Annotated in this window: 15 protein-coding genes and 1 other RNA gene; 3 read left to right on the plus strand and 13 right to left on the minus strand. The window is 66.7% G+C overall.

The features are described from left to right. Positions 1 to 23: 23 nt before the first annotated feature. From LDL48_RS44920 to LDL48_RS42785, 11 genes are all read right to left on the minus strand, one after another. Positions 24 to 941: a hypothetical protein gene (locus tag LDL48_RS44920; protein ID WP_308016563.1), complete on the minus strand. Its 918-nt coding sequence runs from the start codon at positions 939 to 941 to the stop codon at positions 24 to 26. Continuing rightward, positions 938 to 1,381 (minus strand): DUF3307 domain-containing protein, encoded by a 444-nt coding sequence (locus tag LDL48_RS42740; RefSeq protein ID WP_225260931.1) that lies wholly within the window; start codon positions 1,379 to 1,381, stop codon positions 938 to 940. Before LDL48_RS42740 ends, LDL48_RS44920 begins: the two co-directional genes overlap by 4 nt. Then, positions 1,378 to 1,818 carry a hypothetical protein gene (locus LDL48_RS42745; RefSeq protein WP_225260932.1) on the minus strand — a complete coding sequence of 147 codons (441 nt, stop codon included), beginning with the start codon at positions 1,816 to 1,818 and terminating at the stop codon, positions 1,378 to 1,380. Before LDL48_RS42745 ends, LDL48_RS42740 begins: the two co-directional genes overlap by 4 nt. Next, on the minus strand, positions 1,815 to 2,933 hold the full coding sequence (locus LDL48_RS44925; RefSeq protein WP_308016564.1) for an RRQRL motif-containing zinc-binding protein: 1,119 nt from the start codon (positions 2,931 to 2,933) through the stop codon (positions 1,815 to 1,817). Before LDL48_RS44925 ends, LDL48_RS42745 begins: the two co-directional genes overlap by 4 nt. 8 nt (positions 2,934 to 2,941) lie before the next feature. Further along, positions 2,942 to 3,136 (minus strand): hypothetical protein, encoded by a 195-nt coding sequence (locus LDL48_RS42755; RefSeq protein WP_225260933.1) that lies wholly within the window; start codon positions 3,134 to 3,136, stop codon positions 2,942 to 2,944. Beyond that, positions 3,133 to 3,558 (minus strand): DUF6197 family protein, encoded by a 426-nt coding sequence (locus LDL48_RS42760; protein ID WP_225260934.1) that lies wholly within the window; start codon positions 3,556 to 3,558, stop codon positions 3,133 to 3,135. The genes LDL48_RS42755 and LDL48_RS42760 overlap by 4 nt, the downstream gene beginning before the upstream one ends. Further along, positions 3,555 to 3,995 (minus strand): DUF6197 family protein, encoded by a 441-nt coding sequence (locus LDL48_RS42765; protein WP_225260935.1) that lies wholly within the window; start codon positions 3,993 to 3,995, stop codon positions 3,555 to 3,557. Before LDL48_RS42765 ends, LDL48_RS42760 begins: the two co-directional genes overlap by 4 nt. A gap of 129 nt (positions 3,996 to 4,124) precedes the next feature. Next, positions 4,125 to 4,319, minus strand: a complete 195-nt coding sequence (locus tag LDL48_RS42770; protein WP_225260936.1) for a hypothetical protein — start codon at positions 4,317 to 4,319, stop codon at positions 4,125 to 4,127. Then, positions 4,316 to 5,179 (minus strand): FtsK/SpoIIIE domain-containing protein, encoded by an 864-nt coding sequence (locus LDL48_RS42775; RefSeq protein WP_225260937.1) that lies wholly within the window; start codon positions 5,177 to 5,179, stop codon positions 4,316 to 4,318. Before LDL48_RS42775 ends, LDL48_RS42770 begins: the two co-directional genes overlap by 4 nt. 110 nt (positions 5,180 to 5,289) lie before the next feature. After that, on the minus strand, positions 5,290 to 6,225 hold the full coding sequence (locus tag LDL48_RS42780; RefSeq protein WP_225260938.1) for a hypothetical protein: 936 nt from the start codon (positions 6,223 to 6,225) through the stop codon (positions 5,290 to 5,292). Between the two features lie 132 nt (positions 6,226 to 6,357). Continuing rightward, positions 6,358 to 6,705 carry a hypothetical protein gene (locus tag LDL48_RS42785; protein WP_225260939.1) on the minus strand — a complete coding sequence of 116 codons (348 nt, stop codon included), beginning with the start codon at positions 6,703 to 6,705 and terminating at the stop codon, positions 6,358 to 6,360. A 231-nt stretch (positions 6,706 to 6,936) separates the two neighbouring features. On the opposite strand from LDL48_RS42785, the gene LDL48_RS42790 reads away from it, so the two are divergent. Together LDL48_RS42790 and LDL48_RS42795 are read left to right on the plus strand one after the other, a co-directional pair. Then, positions 6,937 to 7,737 (plus strand): GntR family transcriptional regulator, encoded by an 801-nt coding sequence (locus tag LDL48_RS42790; RefSeq protein ID WP_225260940.1) that lies wholly within the window; start codon positions 6,937 to 6,939, stop codon positions 7,735 to 7,737. Continuing rightward, entirely contained in the window at positions 7,734 to 8,456 is a 723-nt protein-coding gene (locus tag LDL48_RS42795; protein WP_225260941.1) for a PP2C family protein-serine/threonine phosphatase, read from the plus strand. The genes LDL48_RS42790 and LDL48_RS42795 overlap by 4 nt, the downstream gene beginning before the upstream one ends. Before the next feature lie 450 nt (positions 8,457 to 8,906). On the opposite strand, the gene LDL48_RS42800 is transcribed toward LDL48_RS42795, so the two are convergent. Both LDL48_RS42800 and rnpB read right to left on the minus strand, forming a co-directional pair. Further along, the gene (locus LDL48_RS42800) at positions 8,907 to 10,019 is read right to left on the minus strand and encodes an AlbA family DNA-binding domain-containing protein (protein ID WP_225260942.1); all 1,113 of its coding nucleotides are present in this window, start codon (positions 10,017 to 10,019) and stop codon (positions 8,907 to 8,909) included. A gap of 406 nt (positions 10,020 to 10,425) precedes the next feature. Beyond that, positions 10,426 to 10,828, minus strand: an RNA gene (gene rnpB, locus LDL48_RS42805) — RNase P RNA component class A. A 70-nt stretch (positions 10,829 to 10,898) separates the two neighbouring features. Here rnpB and LDL48_RS42810 point away from each other — a divergent pair. Then, entirely contained in the window at positions 10,899 to 11,663 is a 765-nt protein-coding gene (locus LDL48_RS42810) for a sulfite exporter TauE/SafE family protein (RefSeq protein ID WP_225260943.1), read from the plus strand. The last annotated feature ends 125 nt before the right edge of the window (positions 11,664 to 11,788 follow it).

The raw sequence follows: 11,788 nt of genomic DNA on the forward strand, positions 1-11,788 counted from the left end.
GAGAGGCAGCGTCGAGCTACTCATCAGGCGTTGGCTCCAACGGTGCTGCCGTTGTGCGGCCGGGTGGTGGCCGCCGTGGGCGGGTTGTCGGTGAGTTGGGTGAGGATGTCGGCGGCGTCGGCTGTCGGGATGCGGAGCCGGACCGCGAGTTGGTTGGGTTTGATGTCTTCGCCGTGTTCGTGACGGTGTGATGCGGCGATGGTCCGGGCGTTCGCGAGCAGCCGTTGCGGGATCTGCTGAACGGTCACAGCGGGTGCAGTCGCGGGTGCCGTAGCCGGTACGGCGGGGGTGGGTTCCGGGGTTGCCGGTGCGGTGGTCTTCTTGGCCGGGGTCCGTTTAGCGGGTGTCTTCTTCGCCGGTGCGGTTTTCCTGGCAGTGGCGGTGGCCCTGGTCTTCTTTGCTGCGGCGGCCGGGCGGACCTGCGCGCGCTCGGTGTCGGATGACGTGGCGGGCGAGGTGGCCGGCGGGAGTGCCGTGACCGGGTTGGTGGTGGGCCGGGGTGTTGCGGTGGCGGTGAAGACGAGCTTGGACAGGCCGAGGAAGGCCAGCGCGGGCAGGGCAGAGACCACCCAGCCGGACAGGCCGGGCTTGGCGACGGCGAGCTGCGCGGTCAGCGAGAACAGCACGGCGCCGACGAGCAGGATCATCGGGTAGCGCACCGAGGCGTCACGGTTGCGGCGTCGGCGACGGCCGATTTCGATGATGGATGCGGTCGGGATCAGCTCGGAGATGACGGCGTTGGCCCAGCCGAACCATTCGTCGGTTCCGGTGGGGCTGTTGTGCAGGGTCCAGTCTTTGACGTGGTGGAACGAGGCGGCTCCGGCCATCAGGCCGACGAACAGCACGATGCAGACGAGGACGCCGACTTGCAGGGTGTCGGCGGTGAAACGCTTACGCGGCACGGTGGTGGTGTCCGTGGCAGACACGGGTGTGGTGGTCATGAGGCTCCTCCGGAGAGTCCGGCGATGAGCAGGGCCGATGCCCAGAGGCAGGCGTAGTGCAGGGCTTGGTCGGCGAGGTACATGCCGTTGATGCCGTGGCTTGCCATACGGGCAAATGGCTTGGAGCGGGTGTGTTCGAGCAGCCAGCGCACGGGCCAGCGGCGGTCGAGGATGGCGTGGGTGACGGCGGAGAAGCCGATCCCGGCAGCGAGGCCGGTGGCGGTGAGGGGCAGGTCGAGGACCGCGACGGCGGTCAGGAGCATGGCGGTCATGACGAGGTGGTAGAGGCCGACGTGGTAGGCGTTGTGGCGCCAGCCGGTCCACCCGGGGGCGGCCTTGTTCGCGGCCTGGTGGTCGGTCTGGCCGAGGACGTGGTCAGCGAGTTGATGGGCGGCGTACAGAGTGGCCGCGATGGCGGCGAAGACGGTGGCGGAGTTCATCGGGTACCTCCGGTCAGGGCGTAGGCGTGAGCGGTGTGAGCACGGATGGCGTGCAGGTCGGTGTGGTCCTTGGGCCGGTCGGTGGCCCACTTGGAAGCGATGACGTCGGTGAGCGACGCGAACGGCAGCCCGTCGATGAGCTGCGCGGAGTCGACGAGCCGGTCGGTGTCCCACATGGGGGACAGCCAGCGGTCGACGATTTCCAGGGCTCCGCCGTAGAGGCGGATCATGTGGCCGTGCCCGGACGGGGCCGGGTAAGGGGCGCTCAGGCTGGCGCAGATGTGCCAGGCGGTGTCGCGGGCGACGATGTCGAGGTCGCTGATCGTGGTGCGCAGCCCGTGCGCGAGTAGCGGCCCGGAGCCGAAGATGACGTAGTCGCCGACGGGGAGCCGCAGGTTGGTGAGTAGGCGGATGAGGTGGTGGTCGTGGAGGTTCATTGGGTTACCTCCGAGGTGCAGTCGAGGCAGGCGCCGGTACGGCGCGGGATGATGTAGGGCCGTAGGTGGCCGCAGGCCGGGCAGGTGCGCCTGGCGCGGTTGGCCTTGTCGAGGGCCGTGAGTTGGGCGGCGGTCGCGGTCCGTTTCGGGAGCGCGAGGTCAATGCGGTAGAGGTAGGCGACGCGCTTGCCTTTGCGCCACATCAGTTGCGCCGCAACGGATTGGCCGCCGGGACGCAGATTCTTGGCGTGGAGTTGGCGGCGGGTGGCGTAGCCGTCGGGGGCGAACTTGAACGGGTAGGTGGGGATGCCGTACCGCTCGCCGGTGGGGTCGTAGAACACCATCGGGTCCTCCGAGACGTCGTCGGCCGGCGCGGTGTCGGCCTGGTCGTCGCCGTGGCCGCAGGCGGGGCCGAACGTGGGATGCGGGTAGGTGTCGCGGTCGACGTCCTCGGGCAGAAACGCGGCGTTGCAAGCGGCGCAGACAATCGGGCCACCGTCTTGGAACACGGTCACCGAGAGCCGGATTTTGCGCGGACAGGCGCATTCGGCGGTGACGCCGTTGTTGTTGTTCGTGCGTCGTTTACCGACACCGGTCGGTTCGGGGTGCCGGTACGCGCGCAGCGCGGCGGCGAGGGTGCTGATGGTGTCCGCGTAGGCGGCGGCAGCTTGGTCGGTGAGGGTGCAGGGTGAGTAGCCGAGCTTGTCGTCCTTGCGGGCGGACAGGCCGAGTTCGGCGGCGAGGGTGGCGAACTTCTCGTTGTGCCACCGGCCCTGACGGGAGGTGTCCTGAATGCCGCGAGTGTCGGCGAGGCCGTGCGTGGCTTCGTGTAGCAGGGTGGTGAACACCTCGGCCGGGGTGCGGGACAGGCCCTCACCGGAAACGAGGACCTCCGGGAGCCGTTGCTCGCCGGATTGCCAGCGCAGGGTGGCGTAGTGGCCCCATTTCAACGATTGGGTGCCCTTGGCAGGTGAGCCGGACCCGACGATCAGGACGGCGTCGGGAACTTCCGGGTTCCGGGCCCGGATAGCGGCCCAGGCGGATTCCAGGGCGGACAGCAGTCCGGCGGTGGTGAACGACGGTGATTGACACGTACGTGTCACATCGGTGATCACTGGGGTGGTCATGCGGCCCTCCGAGGGGTGCGGCCGGTGAGAGAAATGAGGTCGACGCCGTCAGGTGCAGGCACGTGGTCAGGGCCGGAGTCGGCGTCGCGGGAGTAGCCGAAGCCCAGCGCGTCAGGCGTCTGGTCGGCGATGCCGAAGTCGCGGCGGTGGCCGCGCAGCGGCGCGAGTCGGATGAGAAGCGGCGCGCTCATACGGCGCTCCGCCGGGCGTGGTGGCGGTAGGCGGTGGCGGCGGCGTGCAGGCCGCTGGTGACGTCGATGAGGGTGCGGCCGGCGGCGGCCTGCCAGTCGAAGACCGGGGCGTGGAGTCCGGCGTGGCCGTGGGCGATGAGGTAGGTGTTGAGCCACTCGACGGCGGCGGTGTAGTCGTGCAGCCCTTGACCGTCAGCGGTGTCGAGGTACCAGCGGGGGCGGCCGAAGACCGCGACGCGGATTGCGCCCACCATGGAGGCGGGGTAGAGGCCGGTGCGGTGCACCCGGCATTTGTGGGTGCAGTTCTCGTGGGAGTCGTAGAGGCTGGTCGGGTTCCAGCCGTGCCGGGCGAGGTAGTCGGCGGCACGGTCGAGGATGGTGTCGGTGGTGCCGGTCGGCAGGGCGGTGATGGCGGCGGTCATCGGGTGCCGCCGTGGGTGCGGTCGTAGTTGTCGGCAGCCGCGCGCAAGGTGGCGACGACGTCCTCGGCGGCCTGGTCGTCGAGGTCGTTCCAGTCGAAGGCGGTAGCAGGGGTGGTGTCCCAGTCGTCCGACTGCGGCCTGATCTCGCCGGTATCGGTCAGGTAGGAGTTGAGGTAGTCGACCGCGCGGCGGCAGTCGCGGACGCCGGTGCCGTGGTCGGTAGGGATGGTCATGAGGCGGCCGTGGGCGGCCATGCCGATCGCGCCGATGGCGCAGGCGGGCGGGAACGGGTCCGCGTGGTTGGCGTAGTAGCTGGCTTGGATCCAGCCGTGGATTTCGAGGTAGCGGGCGGCTCCGCGCAGGATGTCAGCCGGGGTGATGACCGTCTGGTCGTCGGTGTCGGCAGCGGGAGCGGTCGGGTTTTGGGTACTCTGCATGACGCCACGTCCTTTCGTGGGCGGTGGTGGTGGCCGACGGGCCGGTCCGGCTTTCTCAGGGCTCTGGGTCCGGTTCGTCGGCTGTTCCTATGGGTGGTGCCGGTGGTGCCGGTGGTGCCGGGGTGCGGGTTAGCGCCGCCGTGCGGCGGCCCGGTTGGTGACGCGGGTGCGGGCCTGGTCGTGGGTGCAGGTGTGGCAGCGGTTCGCGGTGGCGGCGAAGTGGCGCGGTTTGCGCCAGTGGCGGCAGGTCGCGCAGCGGATAGCGACGACGCGGCCGGTGCGGTGATAGCGGATACGCGGGATCAGCGCGGCGATCGAGGTCATGCGACGTCCCTCAGCTCGATGGGCAGGTTGGTGTCTTTGGCAGTGCGCCGCACCCAGGCTGCGTAGTCCGCGACGCGGATGATGTCGGCGTTGGACAGGTAGGCGGCCTTGACCATGGCGGGAATGCCGCCTTCAGCGATCAACAGGCCGCAGCCCTGGTTGTTCGGGTCGATCGTGTTGGAGCTGTAACCGCGAGCGGCCCAGCCATGGCCGAGCACGATGTCGCTCGACACGTCGTTGGTGCAGCGGCCGGCGAAGCGCCACGCGAACAGATCCCGCAGCGAGGGCAGGATGATGTCCGAGGACGGGCGTTGGGTCGCGGCGACCACGATGAGTCCGACCGCGCGGCCCCGGGCGACCAGGTCGCGCAGCAGGACCATGAACTGCTCTTGGTCCTTCTTGTCACCAGCGGTGGCGGAGAAGTACGCGATCTCATCAATGGCGACCAGGATCGCGCCGAACAGTTCCTTGTCGGTGGGCAGGAACTTCTGCCGGCGTACGGACTTGAGGAACGCGTACCGGTTGTTCATCACCGCCTGCAGCCGCTGCAGGGTGAGGATGGCGAGGTCGAGGTCCGGGCCGACGAACACGTCGGCGCAGTCTTCCCACAGGCCGAGTTCGACCTGCTTGCCGTCGAACAGGCACAGGCTCACGTCGTGGCACATCGAGGCGTGCCCGACGATGGTGTTGAGCAGGTTCGACTTCCCGGCGCCGGGTTCACCGCCGATGAGCATGTTGCGGTAGACCAGCGGCAGATAGACGGGATGGCCGAACTCGTCGATGCCGAGGAACACCGGGTTGAAGATGGACATGTCCGTGCCGACCGGGATGCTCGGCCGGACGCCCAACGGTGTGGTCATAGCGGGTCTCCGATCGGGGCAAGGGAGGTGGTCCGGCGTGGCGCTGGTGACAGGGGTCGAGGCCCCGCCGGAACACCGTTGAGGTTTTGACACGTACGTGTCAGGGGTGGTTAGGCGTAGTCACTCGGATCGATGTCCTCCGAGGCGGGTTCCGGCTGGCGGGTACGGCGCGGCCGGGCATCGTTGGAGTCGGGTGAGCGCCGGGGGCGCGGGCTGCGCGCGTCGACGTCGTTGAAGTTCAGGCCGACGGGCGGCATTGCCGGGGACACCGGTGCGGTGGCCGGCATGGTGGCCGGGACATGGTCCGGCAGGCTGGACACGATGGTGTCCGCCAGAGGCTCGCGGCGGGTGATGTCGACGCGGATCAGGGCCGCGTACTTGCGAGAGGCGCGGGTGACGCGGGCCTCGTTGGCCCAGCACGCCACAGCGAGTTTCTGGACTTGCCCAGGTTGTTCCAGGTCGTGCAACGACAGGCCGGGGCGCAGCCACAGCCAGACCCGCTCCCCTGCCGGGGTTGGTCGGGCGAGCAGGATCAGGGGCAGGGTGCGCTGCCGGTTGTGGGCAATGAACGCGGCGAAGCACATCCGCAGCCGGTGCCTGACCGTCAGGCACCAGAACACCGACAGCACCGCGCGCCGGACAGGCCCGTACGCCGAGGGTGCGCCAACGATCCCGGCGAGGATGAGCAGCGACAACCACATCGGGGTGGCGAAGATCAGCCACGTCCAGCCGTAGACCAGGAATGTGCCGATCAGGATCTCCGGCAGCCAGTGCCAGATGATCCGCAGGACCGGCCAGACGATGATGAGTACGGCGACCAGGGCACCGAGCAGTGCCCCAGCGACGATGCCGAGCAGGCCACCCAGGATCGGGTGCATGTAATGCGCGGCCACGGTGCCGCCCAGGACGGCGACGATCAGAGCGGTGACCCAGAACCCGACCTTGGCCTTGCGACGCTGGTTCATGCGGGTAGGGGCTTCGATGACCGTGACGGTCTTCCCCTTGCGGGAGCCGCCGAGCAGGCTGCGGCGGGTAGACTTGGACACGACGATTCCTCCCTCTCCGGAGGGCTAGGAGTTGCTCGATGAACAGGTGCGGGGCCGCTCTAGGACGCCAATCTCTGGCGGCCCCGCTTCCTGCAAAGGTTGGTGGCTACAGGAGCCAGCACGGATAGAAGGTCAGGCGGCCTGCGCGGCCATCGGGGCGGACACCACGTCCAGACCGGAAGCCTTGAACGCGACACCGCTGCGGGTCTTGCCGTTCTGTTCCGACACCCACGGCAGTGCCTCCAGATCGAGCGGGATGACCTGGTCGCCGTCCTCAGCGGTCGGCTTCTCAGCCGACACGATCGTCACGTTGAGCTGACCCGACCACTTCCGACCGATGGCACGGCCACGGCCAAACATCGGCGCGGTCCACATCGGCAGACCAGTGTCACGGGTGTCCATCTTCTGGACGCCCTTGTCGTCGAGCTTCGGCACGATGTCGTCCGCCATCTCGAAGATCACGTTGGTGGTGTCCAGCATCAGACGAGGCTGTGTGCTGATCCGGTTCTGCGGCATCACTGGCTCCTTCTGTTGATCAGGCTCGCCCGCCATGGGCGACTGCCTGCGGTTTCCCGACGGGAACACCCGTCAGGAGCTTCTCTTCGAGCCAATGTCTTGGGACAATGGCATAGCGATAGTCTGGGGACAATCGCATGCCCGTGTCAAGGATTGTCCTGGGACAATCTCGGAAGAGGAGGTGTCGAGTTGCCCGTGCACTCGCGCTACCAGGACATTGCTTCCAAGATCCGCGAACGGATCGAAGCCGGAGAATGGCCACCCGGTGCCCGGCTCCCCCGGCTGGACGACTTCGCAGAGGAGTACGGCGCGAACCGCGACACCATCGGCCGAGCCATCGCCCTGCTGGAGACGGAGGGTTACGTCTGGGCCGTGCAGGGTCGGGGCATCTCGGTGCGCTACGGCACCATGCGACCGCGCCGCCCACGTGGTGACCTCGTCAAGCGCAACGAGCATGCAACCGGTTACTCATTCCCCTCAGCGAGCAGCAAGGAGGTTTGGACTCGCCACGGCAAGGCCGACAACTCCTCGGCTCTCCTGACTGATGCCCGCCTTGCCAAGCTCCTGGGCGTCGACCCCGGTACCGAAGTGCCGCGTCGACTCCGCGTGACGGGACCAGCATCGGAGGCTCCCTTCCAGATCGGCATCTCCTGGATCCACCCGCGATTCGCCGATCTCGTCGCCAGCGTCGATGCCAACCCTGCTGCAGGCGAGTGGCTATACCGCATCGAGAAGGCCGGCCACTGGCCGATCAAGTGGATGGAGATCCACCGGGCGCGGATGCCCAGCAAGGAAGAAGCAGCCCTTCTGGAGATCTCCACCAACCTGCCGGTCTTAGAGATCGTGCGCGTGGGAACGTCAGGCACCGACGAGAAACCGGTTGAGGTTACGGAATACGTGGTCGCGAGCGATCGCGTCGAGACGGTGCACATCTTGCACCGCGATGAAACCGCCCAGCAGCCCTGGCCTGACGAAGAACAGGCAGGTGACCGATGACCGCGGCCCTAAAATTTGATGCTGCAAGCCGGACTCACGTCGGCCACGTACGCCGCCGGAACGAGGACGCGTTCTACCAGGGCGAATGGCTATACGTCGTCGCCGACGGGCTCGGTGGACACGTCGCCGGTGACATTGCAAGTACGACGGCCATCGACGCTGTGCGGCCGTACGACAAGCAAACCCCTGCGGAGCAGCTCACCGACGTACTCGGCAAAGCCATCAACGATGCAGACGAGGCCATTCGGAGGAGAGTCCGCCAAGAGCCGGAGCTGGCGGGGATGGGCTCCACCGTGGTTGCCATCTTGAGGTCGGGCGACTCAGCCGTTTTGGCAAACATCGGAGACTCTCGCGCCTATCTGATGCGGAACCACGAAGCACCGAATAGCGCCATGACGCAGATCAGCGAGGACCACACGTACCAGCACCTGGTGGCCCAAGCCAACGAGGTACCCAAACTGCCGGAGAAGTTGACGCGCTTCCTTGACGGGCGGAAAGACGGCCGGTCACCGGATCTAGTACCGCTCCAACTCCGCTCCGGCGACCGGCTTCTCCTTTGCTCCGACGGCCTCAGTTCGTACGTGCCCGAGGAGCTTTTCAAGGCCATCCTGAACACTTCTAGCAGCCCTTCCCGGACCGCCGACGCCTTGATTGACGCAGCGCTCAAACATGGCGGCCGGGACAACGTCACGGTATGCGTCATCGACGTAACGGGCTGAGGGTGCCTTCCGTCAAGAGGGACATTGCCGCTGGTCGGAGGTTAGCGAAACGCTCCGCCCCTCGTTCGGGATGTCCTACAGTTGATCACCAGGCTTGCCCAACGCGCGGGATGCCGGGTAACCGCGCGTCACTGAACCCAAGGATGGCTGCCACGTTCGAGTCGGGCCAGGCTCCCGGGCTATGCCTAGGACCCGTTTATATGTCCTCTGGCAGGGTGTTCAACCCGGCCATGGGGGTCGCGCTTTGTGAGAAGTTTCTGTACGGGTTCAAGGCGGCCCGCTTTGCGGACCGCTCGCGCCGCCCAGCAGGGCCGGGCCGGAGGCCCGCCGCCGGCGCCTAAACCTTCGGCCCGGCGCCGGCGGTTCCAGCCCAGCGGCAGGCGCGACACGCACGAGAACCCCGAACCCCTCCAGTAGCTATAGGGGCCGGGGTGATGAGAAGACGGTTAGCTAGGTTTTGGGTGGTGCCTGTCCAGCAAGCGCAGCTCGTGCCGCGACGAGAAGCGAATGTACAGCTTCTGCAGACATTGCCCATTTATCGCTTCCAACCCTGTTGGTTATGGTAAACGCCGCAGAGGTCCAGCGCTCGTTCACTACTACGCCACCCTTAACAAGAAACGGCTGTAGGTAGCGCGGCTGAGGTGGAACATAAATGGCGAGGAAGTGCCTCGCTCTAGACTCCGATACCCGGATGTCTAGCCCTTCAATCGGCGGGACAATCCGATTCTTAATCGCCTCAACGTACTGCTCTGTGTTTAGATCGCCGGGGGCGCAGCCGGGTGCTTCGCCGATGAGGTCTTGTCTGGCCCCGTCCTTCCTTGTTGCTAGGCCGATGACAATAAGTCCACCCTTTTCCGTGTTGGCGAAGGCCGCCACGTCGCATGCAAGCTCATGCTTTTGTCGGTCGTTAGTGAGGCCATAGCCCTTGCTTTTTACCTCTAGCCATACCGACTCGGCTTGGCCGAGGAGTGCCTCCTGCATGCCCGCGAGGACCAAGGAATACGCTCCGAATGGCGTGGTGGGGGACATACTCCGAGCTGTTAGTATTTCCCGCACCAAATCACTCAACCTAACCTGAGCACCCACGGTAAATTCGAGGGACGGCCGGATCTCCAGTCTAACGAACGGCCTTTCACCTCTAAGCCCGGATCCGCTTTCCTTATAGATAGGATCGCGAACCAGTGACGCACCGTGCGCTAGGAGTAGAGGGCTTACGGTTTCAGCTATTTCCGCGGGTTCCGAGATCAGCGGTCCGCTTACTTCGAGTTCTTGGATCAGACCCCATTCGTCATGGTAGGTGAATAGGTTCAGGCGGGACCGCTCTGTTATCTCGTCATCTTCTAGGACGGTCCAAGTGGCCAAAACTAAAACGCCATAAGGATCGCATTCGAGGGTCTCGGCAATGCGAGAGAACTCGCTCCTAAGTGCAGCCAGGACAACCTCGCATATTTCCTCGTAGGGAGCCGTGAAGTCCGGACTGTCCGAGCGATACGGTCGAATTTCGGAGCCTGCGTCTGTGACGAGGACGTTTTGCTCCGCGTGCCAGGAGATACCTTCCGCCATGCTTCCTACCCTGCTCGAAAGCGTGCAAGTCGTGCAACAGGGAAAGCATCGCCCTCGCCGGGCGGGCAGGCTCCCGGGATGAGGTCGGTGTAACGTCACGGTGAGTAAATGATGGCGGGGAGCGGAGTCATCCCGCTCGCCTGCCCAAGGGATGCCAGACCACCGCCAGGGCGTCAAACGGTGAGGCTATTTGACGCCCTGGCGGTGGCCCGGCATGGCAGAGCCCAGGCGACCGGGATGACTCCTCGGGGGCGGTGTGATGCAAGGGCCTGCGTCAGGGCGTCTCCAGGGCGTGAGGGCGTCTCCAGGGCGTCGGACGACGGCCAAGAGCGACAAACGATGACCAACGACGCCCACGAATAACCTCAGGTCAGTGCCGCCCTCAGGATCGTGACCAGGAGGGCGACGGACGAGTCGGCCTGTACGCCGGATTCTGTCACCGGCGGCCTCGCGGCCACCGGCGGCGGCCATCCATCTCGGCCTGCCGTCGCCGACAGGCTCTTGCGGCCTACCCGCAGGCTCGGGCGAGCAGCCCTCGAACGCCTGCGCCGGCCGCCACCTCGCGGCGGCGGCCTTTCTTGGCCTTGCTCCGGGTGGGGTTTACCGAGCCACCCCGGTCACCCGGGGTGCTGGTGGGCTCTTACCCCACCGTTTCACCCTTACCGGCGCGAGCGCCGGCGGTCTGTTTTCTGTGGCACTGTCCCGCGGGTCACCCCGGGTTGCCGTTAACAACCACCCTGCTCTGCGGAGTCCGGACGTTCCTCGGCGACGCCCACCAGGGGCGCCGACGCGACCGCCCGGCCGACTCGTCCGTCGCGCCGCCATGGTACGCGGCCCGCCGCGCCGCCCCGGCTCCGGACCCGTAGATTCATCCGGGTCATGGACCTTGCACACATCCTTCTGCTGATCGTCGCGGGCCTCGTCGCCGGTGCCGTGAACGCGCTGGCCGGCGGCGGTTCGCTGATCACCTTTCCGAGCCTGATCGCGACCGGCCTGCCGTCGGTGGACGCGAACGTGACGAACAGCGTCGCGGTCTTCCCTGGGTACGTCTCCAGCGTCGTGGGCAGCCGCGCCGACCTGGCCGGGCAGGGCCGCCGGCTGCGCACGATCGTGCCGACCAGCGTGGTGGGCTCGGCGGCCGGCTGTGCGTTGCTGTTGCTCACGCCGGCGCGGGCGTTCGAGCTGGTGGTGCCGTTCCTGGTGCTGTCCGCGGCGGCGACGCTGGCGTTCCAGGACCGGCTGCGTGGCCTGGTGGGTCATCCGCGCGCCATGTCCCGGCGCCGGCAGATGCTGACGTTGCAGATCATGGTGTTCGTCGGAGCGGTCTACGGCGGCTATTTCGGCGCCGCGCTCGGCGTCATGTACGTCGCCGCCCTGGCCCTCGTGCTCGACGAGTCACTGAACCGGATCAACGCGCTGAAGAACGTGCTCTCGGCCGCGGTGGGGCTGGTCACGCTGATCGTCTTCGCGATCTTCGCGCCGATCCACTGGGGTGCGGCGCTCACGCTGGCACCGGCCACGGTCGTCGGCGGGTACGCGGGCGCGAAACTGGCCCGCCGGCTGCCGCCCCGGGTGCTCCGCGTGCTGATCGTGGCGTTCGGCACCGCCATCGGCCTGCTGTTGCTGTACCGCGCCTTCGCCTAGCTTGAGTTTTAACCTGTGCGGCGTGGTCTGGGGTTATGTGTTTTCTTGTTTTTCGGGTTGGCGTTTGCGCTGGTGACGATATGGACGTCGTGGCGGTTGGCTGGCCGGTGGTTGCGGTGGCCGGG

The organism is Jidongwangia harbinensis (genome assembly GCF_020216025.1).
Classification (GTDB): domain Bacteria; phylum Actinomycetota; class Actinomycetes; order Mycobacteriales; family Micromonosporaceae; genus Actinoplanes; species Actinoplanes harbinensis.